Annotated in this window: 15 protein-coding genes; 7 read left to right on the forward strand and 8 right to left on the reverse strand. The window is 77.0% G+C overall.

Annotation, left to right across the window (positions count from 1 at the left end; all coding sequences use genetic code 11):
• From KJP73_RS07535 to KJP73_RS07550, 4 genes are all read right to left on the reverse strand, one after another.
• Window positions 1-292, reverse strand: a 292-nt coding sequence (locus tag KJP73_RS07535; protein WP_213282185.1) for a DUF4031 domain-containing protein, incomplete at its 3' end; no start/stop codon positions are given.
• Window positions 289-1,170, reverse strand: coding sequence for an HD domain-containing protein (locus tag KJP73_RS07540; protein ID WP_349628298.1), 882 nt, complete (start codon window positions 1,168-1,170; stop codon window positions 289-291). The genes KJP73_RS07540 and KJP73_RS07535, both read right to left, overlap by 4 nt.
• Window positions 1,171-1,280: 110 nt before the next feature.
• Entirely contained in the window at window positions 1,281-2,840 is a 1,560-nt protein-coding gene (locus KJP73_RS07545) for a sensor histidine kinase (protein ID WP_213282186.1), read from the reverse strand.
• On the reverse strand, window positions 2,837-3,571 hold the full coding sequence (locus KJP73_RS07550; RefSeq protein ID WP_213282187.1) for a response regulator transcription factor: 735 nt from the start codon (window positions 3,569-3,571) through the stop codon (window positions 2,837-2,839). Before KJP73_RS07550 ends, KJP73_RS07545 begins: the two co-directional genes overlap by 4 nt.
• A gap of 79 nt (window positions 3,572-3,650) precedes the next feature.
• On the opposite strand from KJP73_RS07550, the gene KJP73_RS07555 reads away from it, so the two are divergent.
• A complete protein-coding gene (locus KJP73_RS07555) occupies window positions 3,651-4,442 on the forward strand; it encodes a type 1 glutamine amidotransferase (RefSeq protein ID WP_249669195.1) in 792 nt (263 codons plus the stop codon).
• Window positions 4,443-4,509: 67 nt separating this feature from the next.
• On the opposite strand, the gene KJP73_RS07560 is transcribed toward KJP73_RS07555, so the two are convergent.
• The 4 genes from KJP73_RS07560 to KJP73_RS19500 form a co-directional block, all read right to left on the reverse strand.
• Window positions 4,510-5,274 carry a PspA/IM30 family protein gene (locus tag KJP73_RS07560; protein WP_213282189.1) on the reverse strand — a complete coding sequence of 255 codons (765 nt, stop codon included), beginning with the start codon at window positions 5,272-5,274 and terminating at the stop codon, window positions 4,510-4,512.
• A 41-nt stretch (window positions 5,275-5,315) separates the two neighbouring features.
• Window positions 5,316-7,328: a TPM domain-containing protein gene (locus tag KJP73_RS07565; protein ID WP_213282190.1), complete on the reverse strand. Its 2,013-nt coding sequence runs from the start codon at window positions 7,326-7,328 to the stop codon at window positions 5,316-5,318.
• An 82-nt stretch (window positions 7,329-7,410) separates the two neighbouring features.
• Window positions 7,411-9,105, reverse strand: a complete 1,695-nt coding sequence (locus KJP73_RS07570; RefSeq protein ID WP_213282191.1) for a DNA repair helicase XPB — start codon at window positions 9,103-9,105, stop codon at window positions 7,411-7,413.
• On the reverse strand, window positions 9,102-11,528 hold the full coding sequence (locus KJP73_RS19500; RefSeq protein ID WP_213282192.1) for a helicase-associated domain-containing protein: 2,427 nt from the start codon (window positions 11,526-11,528) through the stop codon (window positions 9,102-9,104). Before KJP73_RS19500 ends, KJP73_RS07570 begins: the two co-directional genes overlap by 4 nt.
• A 101-nt stretch (window positions 11,529-11,629) precedes the next feature.
• Here KJP73_RS19500 and KJP73_RS07580 point away from each other — a divergent pair, with 101 nt between their 5' ends.
• The 6 genes from KJP73_RS07580 to KJP73_RS07605 all read left to right on the forward strand — a co-directional run bounded on the left by KJP73_RS07580 (window position 11,630) and on the right by KJP73_RS07605 (window position 20,368).
• Window positions 11,630-12,847, forward strand: a complete 1,218-nt coding sequence (locus KJP73_RS07580) for a M20 metallopeptidase family protein (RefSeq protein ID WP_213282193.1) — start codon at window positions 11,630-11,632, stop codon at window positions 12,845-12,847.
• Window positions 12,848-12,994: 147 nt separating this feature from the next.
• Complete coding sequence (locus KJP73_RS07585) at window positions 12,995-14,287, forward strand: EAL and HDOD domain-containing protein (protein ID WP_213282194.1); 1,293 nt, start codon at window positions 12,995-12,997, stop codon at window positions 14,285-14,287.
• 67 nt (window positions 14,288-14,354) lie between these two features.
• Window positions 14,355-14,738, forward strand: a complete 384-nt coding sequence (locus tag KJP73_RS07590; protein WP_213282195.1) for a cold-shock protein — start codon at window positions 14,355-14,357, stop codon at window positions 14,736-14,738.
• A 1-nt stretch (window position 14,739) separates the two neighbouring features.
• The gene (locus KJP73_RS07595; RefSeq protein ID WP_213282196.1) at window positions 14,740-15,753 is read left to right on the forward strand and encodes a DUF3027 domain-containing protein; all 1,014 of its coding nucleotides are present in this window, start codon (window positions 14,740-14,742) and stop codon (window positions 15,751-15,753) included.
• A complete protein-coding gene (locus KJP73_RS07600; protein ID WP_213282197.1) occupies window positions 15,750-19,121 on the forward strand; it encodes a sacsin N-terminal ATP-binding-like domain-containing protein in 3,372 nt (1,123 codons plus the stop codon). Before KJP73_RS07595 ends, KJP73_RS07600 begins: the two co-directional genes overlap by 4 nt.
• Complete coding sequence (locus KJP73_RS07605; protein ID WP_213282198.1) at window positions 19,118-20,368, forward strand: MFS transporter; 1,251 nt, start codon at window positions 19,118-19,120, stop codon at window positions 20,366-20,368. Before KJP73_RS07600 ends, KJP73_RS07605 begins: the two co-directional genes overlap by 4 nt.
• The last annotated feature ends 13 nt before the right edge of the window (window positions 20,369-20,381 follow it).

Raw genomic sequence — 20,381 nt, forward strand, 5'->3', positions numbered from 1 at the left:
TGAGGAGGGCCGGGGCGGGGCAGTGGCAGGGGGAGTCGCGGGCCGGGACGCGCAGGCCCGAGGCGCGCAGGCGCCGGATGAGCTCGCCCGCGGACACCGGCTCCGCGCCGAGCGCCACGAGCTCGGCGTGCCGCTCGTCGGGCACGTCGTAGTGGTCGAGGTCGAACGCGCGGCGGGGGAGCCCGGCGCGCTCGGCGAACGCGTGCAGCTCCGCGATCGAGGTGTCGCTGACCAGGTGCGACCAGAAGCGGCCGTGCCGGGGCCAGAGCGGTGGGTCGAGGAGGATCGTCACGCGCCGGCGCCGGCGCCGGCACCCGCGCCGGCACCCGCACCAGCGCCGCGCCGCACGGGCTGCGGCGTGGGCACGGGACCACCCGCACCGCCCGGGCCAGCCGCACCGCCCGGGCCACCAGCACCGCCCGAGCCACCAGCGCCACCCGGGGCCGCGGCGTCGCCGGGGTGTGCCGCCGGCTCGTCCGCCTCGATCTGCGCGAGCACCTTCTCCAGCTTGTGCAGCTCCGCGGCGAGGTTCTGCCGGGCGGGCTCCTCCCAGGCGGCACCGAGCGGGCTGACGAACAGGCTCGACCGCTTGAGCAGCTTCCGCACGATCCGCTCCCGCGCCCGCAGGTAGTCCTGCATCGGGATGTCGGCGTACTCCTCGCGGATGTCGTGCAGGTAGGACTTGTAGCGCTGCGGCTCGGCGGCCAGCATCGCGAGGTCGGCGTCGCACAGCACAGCGCAGTCGAAGTCCGTCGGGTCGGCGGCGTGCCGCACCAGGGCGATGACCAGCTGGTGCACGCGGTCGACGCTCCCGGCCGGGACGCCCAGGTCGGTCAGCTGCTCGCGCGCGAGCCGGGCGGACGCGACCTCGTCCTCGCCGCCCCGGTTGGCGTAGGCGGCGACCTGCGCGGCGTCGAACACCGCGCCGTGGTACCAGGCAGCGAGCCGGACGAGGTCGGGCTCGTGGGTCTCCTCGGCGAGCTCGTCGACGCGGGCCAGCACGTCGGTCAGGTGCCGGAGGTTGTGGTAGCTCCGGCCCGGGTCGGTCCACCGCTCGATGAGGTCGGCACCGACGTCACGGATGCGCTCGGTGTCGGCGGTGGCGCCGGCCCCCTTCGCGCTGCGGATGAACGCGGACAACAACCACTGTGGCGCGTCGTAGACGCCCATGGAACAGCCTCACTGCGACAGACGACCCTGCTCGGACGCGCCATCGTAGCCCCATGCCAGGAGACCGGCGCAGCGTCGCGGGGTCACGAAACGGGGTGATTCGTCCCGGTTCAGCGGGCCGGCTCGTCGCCCGCCGGGAGCGCCACCCGGACCGTGGTCCCGCCGCCCGGGGTCTCGGTGATCGCGACCTCGCCGTGGTGCGCCTCGACGATCGCCGCGACGATGGCCATGCCGAGCCCGGCGCCGCCGCCGGAGCCGTTGCCCTCGCGGGTGCGGCTGGCGTCGACCCGGTAGAAGCGCTCGAACACGCGGCGGGCGTGCTCGGGCGCGATCCCGGGCCCGTGGTCGCGGACCTCGACGACGACCCGGTCGCCGACCCGCCCGACGGCGAGCTCGGCCGGGGTGCCGGCGGGGGTGTGCCGGGCGACGTTGCCGACCAGGTTGGCGAGGACCTGCCGGAGCCGCGGCTCGTCGCCGAGCACGACCGTGGCCGGCAGGTCGTCGTCGTCGCGGGCGGCCGCACCGTCGAGCGCGCCGACGCGGACCTCCCGCGTCGGGTCGATGGCCCGCAGGTCGTGCGCCGCGTCGGTGGCGAGCACCGCGAGGTCGACGGGCTCGGAGCGCCCGGGGCGGTCGGCGTCGAGCCGGGCCAGGGCCAGCAGGTCCTCGACCAGGCCGCCCATGCGGGTGGCGGACTGCTCGATGCGCCGCATGGTGTCGTCGACCTGGTCCTTCTCGGTCAGCGCGCCCATCCGGTAGAGCTCGCCGTAGCCGCGGATCGCCGCGATGGGCGTCCGCAGCTCGTGCGAGGCGTCCGCGACGAACCGGCGCATCCGCTCCTCGGAGGCCGTGCGCGCGTCGAACGCCGCCTCGATCTGCGTGAGCATCCCGTTGAGCGCCGCGCCCAGGCGGCCGACCTCGGTGGTCTCGGGGGCGGGCGGGACGCGCTGGGACAGGTCGCCGGCGGCGATCTGCGCGGCCGTGCCCTCGATCTCCCGCAGCCCGCGCAGGGACCGCTTGACCGCCCAGGTGCCGACCACCACGCCGATGACGAGGATCGCGACGGCGCTCGACCACAGCAGCAGCGCGGCGCGGCGGACGGTGTCCTGCACCAGGCCGAGCGGCTGGGCGAGCATGACGTAGCCGACGGTCGTGTCGTCGTCGGCGGACGCGAGCACCGGGGTCGTGATCACGCGCCACGCGGACCCCCGCATCGTGCCGCTGGTCGTCGAGACGACCGGCTCGTCCAGCGTGGCGAGGTCGACCTCCGGCAGGTGCGGGCTGCCGTACTCGTCCGACGTCGTCACGGACGGCGGGACGGTGGCGACGTCGTCGAGGATCTCCACGCGCATGGCGTAGTCGGAGTAGGCACCCCACTCCGGCTGACCGACGGCGTCGAGGCTCTCGTGCGTCCGGTAGTACACCAGGATGGACTTGCTGTACGAGGCCGTCTGCGCCCGCAGCCGGGCGTCCACCTGGTCGACCAGGTAGTTCGAGAGCATCGTCGTCGTGGTGGCGCCGGCGATCGCGAGGCCCGCGGCGAGCAGCACGGTGCTGATGCCCACGAGCCGTGCGAGCAGCGGCGTCCGCGCCCACAGCTCGCGGACGGGGCGCAGCACGCCGCCGAGCCGGTCGCGGTCCGGGGCGTGCTGCTGGGTCGGCCCGGTCACGTCCCGCTCGGCTTGCGCAGCATGTACCCGACGCCGCGCTTGGTCTGGATCAGCGGCACGACCTTGGTGCCGTCCGGCCCGGTGACCTGGTCGACCTTGCGGCGCAGGTAGGAGATGTAGGACTCGACGATGTTGGCGTCGCCGCCCCAGTCGTACTGCCAGACGTGGTCGAGGATCTGCGACTTGGACAGCACCCGGCCGGGGTTGAGCAGCAGGTAGCGGAGCAGCTTGAACTCGGTGGGGGACAGGTCGACCACCTGGCCGGCGCGGCGGACCTCGTGGCTGTCCTCGTCGAGCTCGAGGTCCTCGTAGCCGAGCACGCTCGCGGAGGCGACCTCGCCGACCTGGGTGCGGCGGAGCACCGCGCGGATGCGCGCGACGACCTCCTCCAGGCTGAACGGCTTGGTCACGTAGTCGTCCCCGCCCACGGTCAGGCCGGTGATCTTGTCGGCGGTGTCGTCGCGCGCGGTGAGGAACAGGACCGGCACGTGCTGGCCCTTCTCCCGCAGGCGCCGCGTGACGGTGAAGCCGTCCATGTCGGGGAGCATGACGTCGAGCACCAGGAGGTCCGGCTGGACCTGGCGGGCGAGGCGCAGGGCCGCGGCACCGTCGGCGGCCGCGTGCACCTCGAAGCCCGCGAAGCGCAGCGACGTCGCGAGGAGCTCGCGGATGTTCGGCTCGTCGTCCACGACGAGCAGCCGGGCCTCGGGGGTGCGGGTCGCTGCGGTCACGCACCCAGTGTGCGCCCGGATGCTGAACAGTTCCTGGGAGCGACCTGGTCGCGGCGCGCAGGCGGTACGGTGCTGCCTCGTGAGCGCCGCCTCTGCCACCACCCCGCCCGTCGAGCCCGTCGAGCAGCACGAGCAGCCCGTGCTGACCGTCGTGCAGCTCGACGACACCGTCCCCCTCGACCGGTTCGCCGACCACCTCGACGGTGTGCGGGTCCGCCTGGTCCGCGCGCACGCGGGCGAGGACGCCGGGCCCGCCCGCGACCTCGACGGGCTGCTGGTCCTCGGCGGCCGGATGTCCGCCCACGACGAGCAGGAGCCCGGCATCACCGCGACCCGCGCCCTGCTGGCCGACGCCGTCACCGCGGGCGTCCCGACGCTCGGGATCTGCCTGGGCGCGCAGCTGCTGGCCGTCGCGACCGGCGGCCAGGTCCACGTCGCCGCCCCTCCCGGGCCCGAGGCCGGCGTCGTCGACGTGCGGTGGCGCCCCGAGGCGGCCGCCGACCCGCTGCTGGGCGGGCTGGCCGCCGACGCGGAGGCCGCGGGCACCCGCAGCACCCCGATGCCGACCATGCACGCCGACGCGGTGGTGGACCTCCCGCGGGGCGCCGCCTGGCTCGCGGCGTCCCGGATGTACCCGTACCAGGCGTTCCGCGTCGGCGAGCGGGCCTGGGGCGTGCAGTTCCACCCCGAGGCCTCGCCGGAGACGATGCACCGCTGGGCGGTGGACGCGGGCGACCCCGAGCCCGAGGTCGCCGCCGTCGACGCGGCGGTCGCGGCGGCCGACGACCGGATGCGGGCGGACGGCGCGCGGGTCGCGGCGACCTTCGCCGGTCTGGTCGCCGCCCGGGCGGGGGACCGCGCCGCCGTCTGACCCGGTCCGCCTCCACGACGAACGGCCCGGCCCCCCGAGGGGAGCCGGGCCGTTCGCGTGCGCGTTGTCAGGCCTCGATCTGCGGCGTGACGGGGGTGGCGCCGATCTGCTGCGGCTGGCCGCCGGACTTCAGCGAGGCGAGCCGCGCCTCGATCTCCAGCTGCTCGCCGGAGGCCTCGAGCTCCGCGAACTGCGAGTCCAGCGACGACGCGGCGATCTCGGCCTGGCCCATCGCCATGGCCTCCTCGCGGCGCACCTTCTCCTCGAAGCGGGCGAGCTCGCTCGTCGGGTCCAGCACGTTGATCGAGGAGATCGCGGTCTGCACCGTCTGCTGCGCCTGGGCGGACTTCTGCCGGGCGACGAGGGTGTCGCGGCGCTGCTTGAGCTGGCCGAGCTTGTCCTTCATCTGCGCGAGCCCGGACTTGAGCTTCTCGACCGTCTCGCGCTGCGAGGAGATGATCGGCTCGGCGTCCCGGGCCTCGCCCTCGGCGGTGATCTGCTTGCCGAGCGCGATCTTGGCGAGGTTGTCGAACTTGTCCGCGTTCGCGGCGTCGCCGACCTGGCGGTACTGGTCCGCGCGGGACGACGCGGCGAGCGCCTTGGCGCCCCACTCGCGGGCCGCCGCGACGTCCTCGTTGTAGTCCTGCTCGGCGAGGCGCAGGTTGCCGATGGTCTGCGCGATGGCCTTCTCGGCCTCGGCGATGGAGTTGGTGTAGTCGCGCACCAGCTGGTCCAGCATCTTCTGCGGGTCCTCGGCCTGGTCGATCAGCGCGTTGATGTTCGCCCGCGCCAGCTGGGTGATCCGTCCGAAGATGCTCTGCTTCTCGGTCATCGCCTCGTGCCTCTCTCGTCTCTTCCGTCTGCCGAACACGATCAGAACCCGCCGTCGAACCCGCCGTCGCCGAAGCCTCCGCCGTCGAAGCCCCCGCCGTCGCCGCCGCCGCCCCAGCCGCCGCCGAAGCCGCCGCCACCGCCGCGCAGGATCGAGTCGATGAGGATGCCGCCCAGCACCATGCCGCCGATGCCGTTGACGGTGTCGCCCATGCCGCCGCGACCGCGCCCGTACGAGCCCTGCAGCTGCTGCTGCTCGGCGTACTCGACGTCCCGCTGGGCCAGGCGCTGCGCCTCGACCACGAGCTGCTCGCCACGGCGGGCGCTGTCGAGGGCCCGCTCCGGGTCGGTGGTGCGGTGGTCGAGCGCCGCGTTGAACAGCCGGCCGGCCTCGGCCAGCCGGGTGCGGGCCTCGGGGCCGACCGCGCCGCGGCGGGTGTCGACGAAGTCCGTGGTGCCGCGCAGCGCGGAGTCCAGCCGGCCCAGCGCCTCCTCGAGGTGGACGGCGGCGCGGCGCGAGCGGTCCTGCGCCTCGCGCATCGGCGCGAGCGCGGAGTCGATCGCGGCCTCGGCGTCGGTGATGCGGCGCAGCGCCGCGAGCGGGTCGCCCGTGCCGGAGCGCGCCGCGCGGGCGTCGGCGATCGCGGCCCGCGCGTCGTCCGCCCGCGCGACGACCTCGGGGTCCCGCGGCGCGAGGCGGTCGGCGTCGGCGACGTCGGAGCCGATGGAGGCGATCGCGGCGTCCAGCCGGGCGCCGATGGTCGCGAGGTCGGCGCCCGCGCGCTCGACGGCACCGATCAGCGTGTTCACCTGGCCGAGGGCCTCCTCGGCGGCCTGCGCGTACCGGACGGCGGTGTCGCGGTCCCCGGACTCGACGGCCTCCCGGCCGAGCCGCACGGCGTTCGCGACCTCGTCGAGCAGCCGGTCGGCCTGGTCGGGGTTCGGGGCGACGGACGTGAGCGCGCTCGCGGGGTACGTCGCGGCGAGCGACGCGACGGCGGTGCGGGAGGCCTCGACGCGGGCCCGCTGCGTGGCGGCGGACCGCTCGTGCGCGTCCAGGGCCTCGCCGGCACGGGACCGCACGTGGCGCAGGCGGTCGAACGACTCCTGCTGCCCGTCGAGCGCCGTGGACACCGCTCCGACGGTGCGCAGGATGCGGATCGCGGTGTCGCGGATCTGCGGCTCGGTGTCCGGGAGGTCGTCGTCGAGCGTCTGCCGGAGCCGGAACGCCTCCGTGACCTGCTGCTTCGCCTGGGCGAGCACCTGCTCGAACTCGCGCGTGGCGTCCGGACCGAACTCGGCCTGGGCGAAGCCGAGCTCCTGCTCGGACGAGCGGATCGCGTCGTCGATGCGGACCAGCGCGGAGGAGGACCGGCGGTCGAGCTCGGGCGTCGGGAGCGCGGCGAGCTCGTCGACCGGGCCGGCCGGCTGTGCGGGTCCGGTGCCGGGAGCGCCCTGCGTGGCCTCGGCGGCGCGACGCCGGCGGCGGGACGCGAGCCACGCCAGGCCGGTGACGCCCGCGATGACGACCAGGCCGACCACGAAGATCCCGCCGATCGCACCGCCCGCGCCGCCGCCGGTGGCCGCGGACTGCAGGCCCTCCGCGGCGGTCACCGCGGCACCGGTCCAGTCGTCGTCCCGCAGCTGGTCCTCGACCTGGTTCTTGACCTGCTGGATCTCGTCGCTGGACAGCTCACCCGTCGACTCCGGTGCCAGCGCGAACCGCCGGGACTCCGTGGCCACGGCGAGCACGAGGTCGTCCGCGCCGAGCCCGGACTCCGCGGCGGTCGCCTGCGCCCACTCCGAGCCGGACTGCTCCTCGAAGTCGTCCACGTAGACCACGTACAGCTGGTACGGCGTCTCCTGGGCCAGCTCGTCCAGCGCGGCCTGCACCTGCTGCTCGTCGCCGCTGCTCAGCACGTCGACGTCGTCCGTGACCTCGCTGGTGAGCGGCACGGGCTCGACCGCGGGCACGGCGGCGGACGCCGGGCCGGCCACCAGCAGCGGGAGACCGACGAGCGGGACGAGCACGGACAGGCGGCGGAGCGACGGCACCTGGTGATCCTTTCTCAGGCGTACGTCCGCCGCAACGAGTAAGGGGCCCGCCGGGTTCCCACCCGGCGGGCCCCTGCGCACGTCAGGCCTGCTCCTCCGTCGCCTGCTCCAGGTCCTCGGCGTCGACGATCCGGTACGCGTAGCCCTGCTCCGCGAGGAACCGCTGCCGGTGCGCCGCGAAGTCCTGGTCGACGGTGTCCCGCGCCACCACGGCGTAGAAGTGCGCGGTGCGCCCGTCGCCCTTCGGCCGCAGCAGCCGGCCCAGGCGCTGCGCCTCCTCCTGCCGGGAGCCGAACGACCCCGACACCTGGATCGCCACGGACGCCTCGGGCAGGTCGATCGAGAAGTTCGCGACCTTCGACACCACGAGCGTGGTGATCTCGCCGGCGCGGAACGCGTCGAACAGCCGCTGCCGCTCGTTCACGCTGGTCGAGCCCGTGATCACCGGGGCGCCGATGTCGTCCGCGAGCTCCTCGAGCTGGTCGATGTACTGGCCGATGACCAGCGTCGGCTCCCCGGTGTGCTTCGCCACCAGCCGGCGCACGACGTCCGACTTGCCGGGGGCGCTCGCCGCGAGGCGGTACTTGTCCTCCGGCTCGGCGGTCGCGTACAGCATCCGGTCGCGCTCGGGCAGCGTGAGGCGGACCTCGACGCAGTCCGCGGGGGCGATGTAGCCCTGCGCCTCGATGTCCTTCCACGGGGCGTCGTACCGCTTCGGCCCGATGAGGCTGAACACCTCGTCCTCGCGGCCGTCCTCGCGCACCAGCGTGGCGGTGAGGCCGAGGCGGCGGCGCGCCTGCAGGTCGGCGGTCATCCGGAAGATCGGCGCGGGCAGCAGGTGCACCTCGTCGTAGACCACGAGGCCCCAGTCGCGGGCGTCCAGCAGCTCCAGGTGCGGGTAGACGCCCTTGCGGCGCATCGTCAGCACCTGGTAGGTCGCGATCGTGACCGGCCGGATCTCCTTGCGGGCACCGGAGTACTCGCCGATCTCCTCCGGGGTCAGCGTGGTCCGGCGGATCAGCTCGTCGCGCCACTGCCGGGCGGACACCGTGTTGGTGACGAGGATGAGCGTCGTGGTCTTCGACCGGGCCATCGCCGCGGCGCCGACCAGCGTCTTGCCGGCCCCGCAGGGCAGCACGACGACGCCCGAGCCGCCGTGCCAGAACCCGTCGGCGGCCTCGGCCTGGTACGGGCGCAGCTGCCACGGGCGGGGTGCGCCGTCGGCGCCTGGGTTCGACTCCCCGGAGGTGTCGAGGTCGATCGCGTGGGCCTCGCCGTCGACGTAGCCCGCGAGGTCCTCCGCGGGCCAGCCGAGCTTGAGCAGCGCCTGCTTGAGCGTGCCGCGCTCCGAGGGGTGCACCACCACGTCGGTGCTGTCCAGCCGCTCGCCGACCAGGCCCTGGGTCCGCTTGGACCGCAGGACCTCCGCCAGCACCGCCGCGTCGAGCGCGTGCAGGACCAGCCCGTGGACCGGGTCCGCGACGAGCTGCAGGCGCCCGTACCGGGACATCGTCTCCGCGACGTCGACCAGCAGGGCGTGCGGCACCGGGTAGCGGGAGTACTCGAGCAGCACGTCCACCACCTGCTCGGCGTCGTGGCCCGCCGCGCGGGCGTTCCACAGGCCGAGGGGGGTCAGGCGGTACGTGTGCACGTGCTCGGGCGCGCGCTCGAGCTCGGCGAACGGGGCGATCGCGCGGCGGCAGGCCTCCGCCCGGTCGTGGTCGACCTCGAGCAGGAGCGTCTTGTCGCTCTGGACGATCAGGGGTCCGTCGGTCATACGGGGCTCGTCCTCCGGACGTCGTCGGGGGTGTCGTGGTCGTCGACAGGGGTGACCGCGGCGACGCGGTGGGCCGCGACCACGATCTCGGCGTCCCGGGCGGTGTCGACCACGCGCACCCGTCCGCCGTCGACCCGCACCGGCCGCACGCGCCGCCGCTCCAGGTCGCCGCGCGAGCCGACCAGGTCGAGCCACACCTCGGTGTGCCCGGCCGCCGCCTCGCGCAGCAGGCCCAACGCCTCGGCGGGGTCGGCTGTTCCCCGGCCGGCCGCCCCGCGCGCGGCCGCCGTCCCGGCCGTGACCCCGGCGGCGCGCTCCCGCAGCGTGGGGGCGGTCGAGGGGGAGGGCACGGAGGCGGCGGAGGACACGGAGGCGGGCGAGGACGCGGAGGCGGGCGAGGACGCGGAGGCGGTCCGTGCCGCCTCGGCCCGCCGCAGCAGCCCGACGAGCGCGGTCGCCCGCTCGGCCGGGGGCACCGCCCCGCGCGCCGGCTCGTCCCCGCCGCGGTGCCGGCTCGCGGCGACCCGCCGGACGGTGGGCGCGGCGTGCAGGACCTGCCCGTCGGGGGTCTCGGCGACCGGTGCCAGGCCGTGCGCGCGCAGGGCCGCGAGCAGCTCGTGCAGCGGCGCCTGGGCGGCGAGCACGGTCGGCGCGAGCCGCACCAGCCCGAGCGACGCGTGCCGCGGGTCCTCGGCCAGGCCGGCGAGGAGGGCCGGGTCCTCGGTGCGGACGTAGGAGGAGGCCGCGCCGGTGCGGAGCCGACCGTGCCGGCGCGCGGCGTCCCGCACCAGGTACTCCAGCGGCTGCGGGACGCCGCCGCGGGCGTGCCGGGCGAGGTCGTCCAGCAGGTCGTCGGCGGTCGCCCCGGCGTCCAGCGCCGACCGCACGGACTCCGGCGTGAACCGGACGGTCACCGCGCCGCCGCGGGACTCGACCCGCGCGCACGTCTCCAGCAGCGCCTCGAGCTCCTGGCCCGGGCGGCCCGGGACGATGCCCGTGAGGTCAGCCTGGAGCAGCAGGTCGTCGACCGCCGGGGGCAGGGCCGCCTCCAGGGCCGCCGCGAGCGCCGGCACCCGGTCGCCGTCGTCGAGCAGCGCGCGCCCGGCGGCCGACAGGGCCCCCGCGCCGAGCACGCCGACCCACCCGGCCTCGCGCAGCACGGCCTCGACGGCGTCCAGCGGCGGCACCGCCCGCGGCGTGCGCCATGACAGCGCCGCGCGGACCTGCCCGGGGTCGAACGCCGTGCCGGGCGGCGCGTCCGCCAGCAGCCCGAGCACCGCCTGGCGGAGCCGCGGGGCCCACGGGCGGCCGAGCTCCGGGCCGAGCGCCGCCCGGACCCCGCCCCGGTCGTCCCGGGTGCCGACCAGCGAGGGCGTCCGCGTGGTCGTCGACCACCCGGCGGCCAGACGTGCCCACCGGGTCGCGAGGTCCTGGGACAGCCACTCGTCCGCGGCGGTGGTGGGCACGTGGTGCGGGGACTCCTCGCCGTCGTCCCGGACCAGCCCGCCGATGCCGGCGAGCTCGATCACGAACGCCGCCTCCGCCTCCGTGACCTCCAGGGCCTGCGCGGCGCGCCGCAGGTCCCGGACGCCGACGCCGCCGGCCCGCAGCACCGGCGGCGGGGCGGCCTCCCAGAGCCGGACGAGCCCGGCGACCAGCCGTGCGGCGCGCTCGGCCGCGGTGGCGTGCTCCGCCTCGACGAGGGCGGGGTCCCGGCGCGGCAGGTCCTCGGGGGCCGGCGCGGTCGCGGGGCCGCGGTGGGTGCGGCCGTCGCGGAGCGCGAGCGCCACGGCGCGGGGCAGCACGACGTGCCGGTCGTCGGCGCGGGCGAGCAGCCCGAGGCGCAGCAGCTCGGTCACCGCGTCGGCCGCGGGGCCCGCGGTGGGCCGCACCCCGACGGGCGGTCCCCACGTGAGCGCGTCCAGGACGGCACGGCCCGCGGCGGGCGCCTGGGCGAGGAGCCCCGCCACCGCCTCGGGCGCGGGGTCGCGGGGTCCGGCGGCCGCGAGCCCCGCGACGGACGGCCCGAGCAGCTCGGCGACGCCGGGGGCCGGGCGCAGCAGCGGGTCGTTCGCCCGGCCGCCGACCGGGTGCAGCAGCGCCAGCTCCGTCGCCGCGGCGACCGCCGCGCGCACCGCGGGCGCCTCCGCGCGGGACGCCCCGACCGCCGCCACCACGTCGCGGGCCCGCGCACCGGCGTCGGGGCCGGCGCCCTCGACCAGCGCCACCACGGCCTCGACCGCCTGCAGGACGGCGGCGTCGATCCCCGCGAGCGCCCGTTCGAGGCTGGGCCGGCTGGTCGCACGCGCGGCGAGGGACGTCAGGGTGGCGGGTGAGGGGTGCGCCAGGTCCGGCCGCCGCAGGAGCAGGCGGACCAGCTCGTCGTCCGACCTGCTGCGCAGGTGCTCGCTGAACGTGGCCATCCGCACCACGATACGTTCCGGCCCGCCGCAGGGACGCGCCGGGGACCGGGTTCGGGGGTACGTTCGCAGTCAGCCGACCGACGTCCGACCGGAGGCGCGACATGCCGCTCGAACCCGCCGTCCTGGCCGACCTGCGCGCCGCCGCCCAGGCCCAGCTCCCGGACATCGCCGCCCTGCGGCACGCGCTGCACCGCACCCCCGAGGTGGGCCTGCACCTGCCGCGGACCCAGGCGCTGGTGCTCGAGGCCCTGGAGCCGCTCGGGCTGGAGGTCACCACCGGCACCGCCCTGTCGTCCGTCGTCGCGGTGCTGCGCGGCGGGCGGCCCGGTCCCGCGGTGCTGCTCCGCGGCGACATGGACGCGCTGCCGGTCACGGAGGACACGGGCGAGCCGTTCACGTCGGAGAACCCGGGCGTCATGCACGCGTGCGGGCACGACCTGCACGTCGCGGGCCTCGTCGGCGCCGCGCGGCTGCTGGCCGCCCGGCGGGAGGAGATCGCCGGCTCGGTCGTCCTCATGTTCCAGCCGGGGGAGGAGGGCGACCACGGCGCGCGGCTGATGATCGAGGAGGGCGTCCTGGACGCCGCGGGCCAGCGGGTCGTCGCCGCGTACGGGCTGCACGTGCTGTCGGCGCTGCTGCCGACCGGGATGGTCACCGGCCGGCCCGGGACCATGCTCGCCGCGGCCGACACGGTGCACGTCACGGTGCACGGGCGCGGCGGTCACGGCTCCATGCCGCACCTCGCTCTGGACCCCGTGCCCGTCGCCGCCGAGATCGTCCTCGCCCTGCAGGCCGTGGTCACGCGGCAGTTCGACGTGTTCGACCCCGTCGTCGTCACCGTCGGCAAGATCGAGGCCGGCACCACCGACAACGTCATCCCGTCGACAGCGCGCATCGAGGCGACCGTGCGGTCGTTCTCCGAGGACGTGCACCGCGTCGTCCCCGAGCGCCTGACCCGGGTGTGCGAGGGCGTCGCCGCGGCGCACGGGCTCACCGTCACGGTCGACTACCAGCGCGGCTACCCGGTCACGTCGAGCCCGCCCGGGGAGGCCGCCCGCGCCGCCCGCCTGGCCCGGGGGCTGTTCGGCGAGCGGGCGTTCCGCGACGCGCCCCAGCCGCTCGCCGGTGCCGAGGACTTCTCCTACGTCCTGCAGGAGGTGCCCGGCACCTACGTCGCCGTCGGCGCGACCCTCGCCGACAACGACCCGCGCACCGCCCCGTACAACCACTCCGCGCAGGCGCGGTTCGAGGACGGGGCGCTCGCGGTCGGGCCGGCGGTGCTCGCGGCGCTCGCCCTGGACCGGCTCTCGGACGGCTGAGGGGGCCGAGGGGCCGAGGGGGCCGGGCGCGGGCTGATCAGCGGCTCCACCCGGTCGACGGCTCAGGTCAGCCTCGCTCGTGCCGATGAACCAGGTGTCATGCCCCCGTCGCGGGGCGACCCGTGCGCGCCGACCGGAGGGACACGCATGGCCGGGATCACCGCCGGGCAGATGCCCGGCGCCACACGTGAGGTGTGCGTCGCCCGCCAGGGCATCTACGACGTGCTCTCGCGCCCCATCGGGCACGAGCTGCTCTTCCGTGCCAGCGCGCAGGCGGTCGACTCGGGCGTGCGCCCCGGCATCGACGACAACCGGGCGACCGCGACCGTCATCGTCGCGACGCTCACGGAGTTCGGCGTCGAGGACCTCGCGGGCAACGGCGACCTGTTCGTGAACGTGCCCCGGTCGTTCATCGTCGACGAGCTCCCCGTCGCCCTCGACCCGCACCGCGTGGTGCTGGAGGTCCTCGAGCAGGTCCCCGGCGACGACGAGGTGGTCGCGGGCGTCGAGCGCCTGCGCCGGCTGGGCTTCGGCATCGCGCTGGACGACTTCGTCCCCGGCGACGCCCGCTGGCGGCTGCTCCCGCTGTGCGACTACGTCAAGGTCGACATGTCCGACGTCGGCGACCGGCTCGCGGAATTCGCCGCGCAGCTCCGCCAGGAGGCGCCGCACGCCGCCCTGGTCGCCGAGCACGTCGAGGACGAGACCGACTTCCTCGCCGCCCAGGACGCCGGCTTCGACCTGTTCCAGGGCTACCACTTCCGCCGCCCGACGGTGCTGACCCGGCCGGCGCTCGCGCACCACGCGATGGTGGCCGGCCGGCTGCTCGTCCAGCTCGGCGACCCGCAGGTGTCCTACCGCCGGCTCGCCCGGCTGACCGCCGCCGACCCCGCCATCGCGCTCAAGGTGTTCCGCGTCGTCAACTCCGTGTCCGGCGCCGGCCGCACGGTGCGCAACCTGCACCAGGCCCTCGTGCTGCTCGGCCGGGAGCGGTTCCGCGCGATGCTGATCCTCGAGGTGCTGGCCACGGCCGGGCACCACGACGACGAGATCCCGCTCATGGCCCTCGCCCGGACGCGCGCCGCCGAGATCCTCGCGCCGCAGGACCCGCTGGAGGCGTCGACCGAGGCCCTGGTGCGCATCGTGTCCGAGCTGCTCGACGTCCCCGTGGCCGACCTCGACCCCGAGCTGCACCGGTCCCAGCCGAGCGCCCGGGTCGTCGCGGCCTGCGACGTGCTCGACGCCTACCTCGACGCGATCGCCGAGGAGCAGGTGCCGAGCATCCGCTCGCCGTACTCCGCGCTGCACGTCTCGCTCGTGTACCTGACCGCCCTGCGGGAGGCCCGCGCCCTGCTCGCGACCGTGTACCAGCCGGTGCCGCACCTGCAGGCGCTACCGGGTGGTGCGGACGCGGGCGACGCGGACGTGGCGCTCGGCTGACCGGTAGCCTGGTGACGTGCGGGCCGACGCCGGTCCGCACTTTCCGACGACACACCAGGGGATCGCAGTGCCCACCGGCAAGGTCAAGTGGTTCGACACCGATCGCGGGTTCGGCTTCATCGCCGCCGACGACGGCACCGAGGTGTTCCTCCACGCCTCCGCCCTGCCCGCGGGCATCGGCTCCCCCAAGCCGGGCACCCGGGTGGACTTCGGCGTGGCCGACGGCCGCCGCGGGCCCCAGGCGCTGTCCGTGAAGCTGCTCGACCCCGTGCCGTCGGTCGCGAAGACCGTCCGGAAGCCGGCCGACGACATGGCCGTCATCGTCGAGGACCTCATCAAGGTGCTCGACCGGGTCGGCAACGACCTGCGTCGCGGTCGTCACCCCGAGAAGTCCCGCGCCGAGCAGGTCGCCACCCTGCTGCGCGCCGTCGCCGACGACCTCGAGGCCTGAGATGGCCGCCGCAATCCAGGACGCCGTGCTCGGCGGCGCCGTCGACCTCGCCCGCGAGGCCGCCCTCGAGCTCGCCGAGCACCCCGCCGACGTCGGCGAGCACCTCGGCTTCACCGTCGACGCCGACCGGCTCGTCTCCCACCGGTTCGCCTGCACCGCCAAGGGCTACCGCGGCTGGGTGTGGACCGTCACGCTGGCCCGCGCCCCGCGCGCCCGCAAGGCCACCGTGTGCGAGGCCGTGCTGCTGCCCGGCGACGACGCCGTGCTCGCGCCGCCGTGGGTGCCGTGGGACGAGCGCCTGCGCCCCGGCGACATCGGCCCCGGCGACGTGCTGCCGTTCCGCCCCGACGACCCGCGCCTCGAGCCCGGCTGGACGCCCACCGGCGACCCGGAGCTCGACGAGGTCGCCATCGACGAGCTCGCGCTCGCCCGCAACCGGGTGCTGTCGCCCGTCGGGATCAGCGAGGCCGCCGAGCGGTGGTACCGCGGCCGCCAGGGCCCCGCGACCGCCGGTGCCGTCGCCTCCGCCGAGCCGTGCCTCACGTGCGGGTTCCTCATCCCGCTGCAGGGCCCGCTCGGCACCGTGTTCGGCGTGTGCGCCAACGAGTGGTCGCCCGACGACGGCAAGGTCGTCGCGCTGGAGCACGGCTGCGGCGCGCACTCCGAGACCGACGTCGAGCCCCGGCCGACCGACTGGCCCGAGGTGCCCGTGGCGCCCGAGCTGGTCGTCGAGCCGACGGCCGAGCTGGTCCGTGGCGGGGGTGCGGTCGCCGTCGAGCCGGTCGCCGCGGCGCAGCCGGAGCCGGCCGAGGTCGCGGACGACGCCGTGACCACCGTCGAGACCGTGACGGTGGAGACGGTGGACGTCGAGCTGGAGGTCAGCGTCGCGGGTACCGACGCCGCGGCGGTGGACACCGCGGCCGAGGACACCGCGTCCGATGACACCGCGTCCGACGGCTCCGCGCCCGGGGACACCGCCGGGGACGAGCCGCCGGCGTCGCACCCGGAGCCGTGACCGCCGACGTCTTCGGTACCCGCGCGCTGCGCGACCGGGTGCTGGGGACGTGGCGCACGGACCCGGCGCGGCTCCGCGAGGACGCCAACACCGAGGAGGACCACGCCCGCGGGTACTACCGCGACCGCGTGGTGGTCGAGCTCGCCCAGAACGCCGCGGACGCCGCCGTCCGTGGCGGCGTGCCGGGGCGCCTCCTGCTGCGGCTGACCGCGGGGACGGACGGGACCGACGGGACGGACGGGACCGACGGGACGGACGGGACCGACGGGACGGACGGTGCCGCCGTCCTGCTGGCCGCGAACACCGGCGCGCCCCTCGACGCGGCCGGGGTCGCGTCCCTCGCGGCGATGCGCGCGTCGTCGTCCCGGGACTGGGTCGGGGGACCCGGGCCGGGGCTCGTCGGCCGGTTCGGGGTCGGGTTCGCGGCCGTGCGGGCCGTCGCCGACGAGGTCGCGGTCCTGTCCACGAGCGGTGCCGTGCGGTTCTCCGTCGCGGAGACCCGCCGGGACCTCGCGCTCGCGTCGGCCGGCGCCGACCGGCTCGCGGACGAGGTCGCCCGGCGGGAGGGGTCGCTCCCTGCGCTGCGGCTGCCGCGCGAGCACACCGGCCGCCCGCCGGAGGGCTACGACACCGCGGTGCTGCTGACGCTCCGGGACGACGTCGCGGTCGACGCCGTGCGCGGCATGCTGGCCGAGGTCGGTGACGCGCTGCTGCTCGCCCTGCCCGGCCTCACCGAGGTGGTCGTCGAGGACGAGCTCGCGGGCGTCCGCCGCCGGGTCGCCGACGTCGACCGGCGGTGGCGTCGCCTGACGGCCGCGGGAGAGCTCGACCCCGCGCTGCTCGCCGACCGGCCGGTCGAGGAGCGGTCCCGCCGCGGCTGGCGCGTGACCTGGGCGGTGCCACGGGCGGAGGCGGAGCGGGGCGCGTGGGACGCGGAGCCCGCGGGACCCCGCTGGGAGCGGGTCGTGCACGCGCCGACCCCGACCGACGACGCGCTGGACCTCCCGGCGCTCCTGATCGCGACCCTGCCGCTCGACCCGACCCGGCGCCACGTCGCGCGCGGCCGTGCCACGGACGCCCTGCTCGACATCGCGGGCGACCTCTACGGCCGGCTCGCCGCCTCCTGCGCGGCCGACGGCGAGGACGCGCTCCGGCTCGTGCCGCGCGGCCTCCCGGCGAGCGACGTGGACGCCGCGCTGCGCGGCCGGCTCGTGGAGCACCTGTCCCGCACCCCGCTGCTCGTGCCGGCCGACCCGGGCGCGGCGGGCGGGCCGGGGCCGGAGGGCGGCGCGGGGCCGGAGAGCGAAGCGGGCCTGGAGGGCGGTGCGGGACCGGAGGTCGGCCCGGCGGGCGGGCTCGTCGAGCCGCAGCGGGCCGTCGCGCTCGAGGGGCCGGCGGCGGCCGACCTCACGCGCGCGCTCGCCCCGTGGTTCGCGGGACTGGTCGTCCTGCCCGAGGGCGGCCTGCCGGCGGCCCGCGCGCTCGGCGTGGAGCTGCGCGAGGTCGCCGACGTGGTCGACGAGCTGCCGGCCGCGTCCGGTCTGCCGCCCGGGCGCTGGCGCGCGCTGTACGCGGCGCTCGCGCCCGCCGTGGCCGACCCGCTGGTCCGCGAGTCGCTCGCCGCGCTGCCGGTGCCCCTGGCGGACGGCCGGGTGGTCCGCGGCGCCCGGGGGCTGCTGCTCCCCGTCGCCGGCGCCCTCGACGCGGAGGGGCCGGTCGCCGCGGCGCTCGCGACCCTGGGCCGGTGGGGCGTCCGCCTGGTGCACCCGGCGGCGGCGCACGAGGTGCTCGAGCGCCTCGGCGCGGCACCGGCCGACCCCGCCGCCCTGCTCGCGCACCCCGGGGTCCGGCAGGCCGTGCTCGACCAGGCGGACGAGGACGACGTCGACCTCGCCGAGCAGGTCAGCGACGCGGTGCTGACCCTCGTGCGCGCGGCCGTCGCCGACGGGACCGCGGCGCCGCGGGACCCCGACGCACCCGTGCCGCCGGGGCGCGCGCTGCTGGGGCTGCTCACGCTCCGGGCCGCCGACGGCGAGCCGACGCCCGCCCACGGCCTGGTCCTGCCGGGCTCGCCCGCCGAGCGGCTGCTGGACCCGCGGGTGCTGGCCCCGGTCGAGGCCGCGGCCGTCGAGCGGTGGGGCACCGACGTGCTCGTCGCCGTCGGCGTGCGGGCGGACCTCGTCCCCCTCGTGCTGACCGACGTCGTCGCCGGCACCGACGACCTCCGGTTCGCCGGGGCGGACGACGACGCGGACCTCGTCACGGAGTCCCTGGACGGCTGGGACGACTACCTCGCCGAGGTCGCGGGGGCCCTCGGGCAGGGGGAGACGCTCGCGGAGGTGCTCGCCGTCGCCGACCTGGACGCGGTCGAGCCCGGCGCGTGGCCCGACGTCCTGGCCCGGCTCGCGAGCCCGGGGGCCCTGCGGCGGGCGCTGCTGGAACCGGTGCGCGCCGCGGGGGCCGGCGGCGCCGCCGGGACGGGTGCGGGCGGGACGTTCGCGGGCGGCACGGGCGCCGGCGGGACGGCGCCCGGGTACACCGCGTGGTGGATCCGGCACCGCGCCGGGATCGGCCTCGGGGCGCCCTTCGCCGCCGCGGACGCGGAGCCCGCCGTGCGCCGGCTGCTGCCCGCCGCGCCGCCCGAGGTCGCCGGGACCGACCCCGTCGTCCAGGCGGCGCTCGGCGGGGTGCGCCGGCTCGCCGACGTGCCCGCGGACGGCTGGAACCGGCTGCTCCGTGCCGCCGCCCCGGTCGGCGCGCCCGTGGACGTCCCCCTCGCCGCGGCCGTGTGGTCGGCGTGGGCCGCGCTCGCCGGGCCGGACGCGGACGGCCCGGCCGACCTCGACGTGCTGCCCGCGCTGGTCGCCCCCGACCGGGTCGCGCTCGTGCACGCCGAGGACGCCGCGGTCGCGCCCGGCCCGATGTGGTGGCAGCGCACCGACGTCGCCGCGATGGTCCCCGTCTCCGGGCCGGTCGACGCCGAGGACCTCGCGGAGGCGCTGGGGCTGCCGCTGGCCGGGGAGCTCGCCGCGGGGCGCGTCGACGAGGACGAGGGCGACGACGCCGGGAGCCTCGCCGAGACGCCGCCCGCCGCGCGCGCCCTGGTGCCGGACGCCCCCGGCACGTGGGTCGAGCACGAGCAGCTGCGGGTCGACGGCGTGCCGGTCGACTGGTGGGTGGAGGGCAGCGGCCCCGGCGCCACCGTGCACGCCACCCACCTCGCGGGTCTGGCGCGCGGGCTCGCGCAGGCGGCGGGCGCGTGGCGGCTGCGGCACGCGGTGGAGCTGGCGCTCGTGGAGCCGTCGCGGGCAGCGGAGCTGGTCGTGGAGCAGGTCGCCGACGCCGGGGGCATCATGGACGGGCGATGACCCGGTCCCTGCTCACCTCCGCCTACCTGCCCGCGCTCCTGTACGAGACGGGCCTCGGGGCCGTCACCCCGGTGGTGGCGCTGGTGGCCGCGGGCCTGGGTGCGGGGCTGGACCAGGCCGCCCTGGTGGTCGCCCTCGTGGGCGTCGGGCAGATCCTCGGCGACGTCCCCGCGGGAGCCCTCGCCGCCCGCGTCGGGGACCGCCGGGCGATGCTCGTCGCGGCCGCCGTCGCGTGCGTCGCGCTGACTGCCTGCGCGCTCGCGCCGACGCTGCCGGTCCTGTCGGTGGGCGTGCTCGTCATGGGCGCCGCGTCCGCGGTGTTCCACCTGGCGCGGCAGGCGTACCTCACGGAGGTCGTGCCGGTCGTGAACCGCGCGCGGGCGCTGTCGACGCTCGGCGGGGTGTCACGGATCGGCGTGTTCCTCGGCCCGTTCCTCGGCGCCGCCGTGCTGCACGTCGGGGACCTGCGGTCGGTCTTCTGGTTGGCCGTGGGGACCACCGTCGCCGCGGGTGCGGTCGTCGGGATCGCCCAGGACGTGGACGACCCGCGGGCCGCGCCCCGGGACCCGGCGCCCGTGTCGACCACCGACCTGGTCCGCCGGTACCGCCGGCTGCTCGCGACCCTCGGGGTGGCCGTCGTGCTCGTCGGGGCCGTCCGGGCGACCCGCCAGGTGGTGCTGCCGCTCTGGTCCGAGCACCTGGGCTTCGCACCCGCGACGACGAGCGTCGTCTTCGGCATCTCGGGCGCCGTCGACATGCTGCTGTTCTACCCGGCGGGCCGGCTGATGGACCGGCGCGGGCGGCTGTGGGTCGCGGTCCCGTCGATGCTGGTGCTCGGCACGGCCATCGCCGTCCTGCCGCTGGCGTCGACGCTCGGCGGCCTCGCTGTCGTCGCGATGCTCATGGGGTTCGGCAACGGCATCGGGTCGGGGATCCTCATGACCCTCGGCGCCGACGTCGCGCCCGCGCAGGGGCGGGCGCGGTTCCTCGGCGTGTGGCGGGTCTTCCAGGACTCCGGCGCCGCGGCGGGGCCGCTGGTCGTGTCCGCGGTGGCGGCGGCCGGGAGCCTCGCGGCCGGGATCGTGACGATGGGCGCCGCCGGGCTGCTCGCCGCGGGGGCCCTGGCCGTCTGGGTGCCGCGGTGGTCCGAGCACGCGACGCAGGGCACGCGCGCCCGGGCGGCCGCTGCGCGGGCGGAGGCGGCGCGGGCGGAGGAGGCGCGGGCCGAGCGGACGACCGCGCCCTAGCGGGTCAGTCAGC

The sequence above is a fragment of the Cellulomonas hominis genome, from assembly GCF_901521055.1.
In the GTDB taxonomy this organism is placed as follows: Bacteria; Actinomycetota; Actinomycetes; order Actinomycetales; family Cellulomonadaceae; genus Cellulomonas; species Cellulomonas endometrii.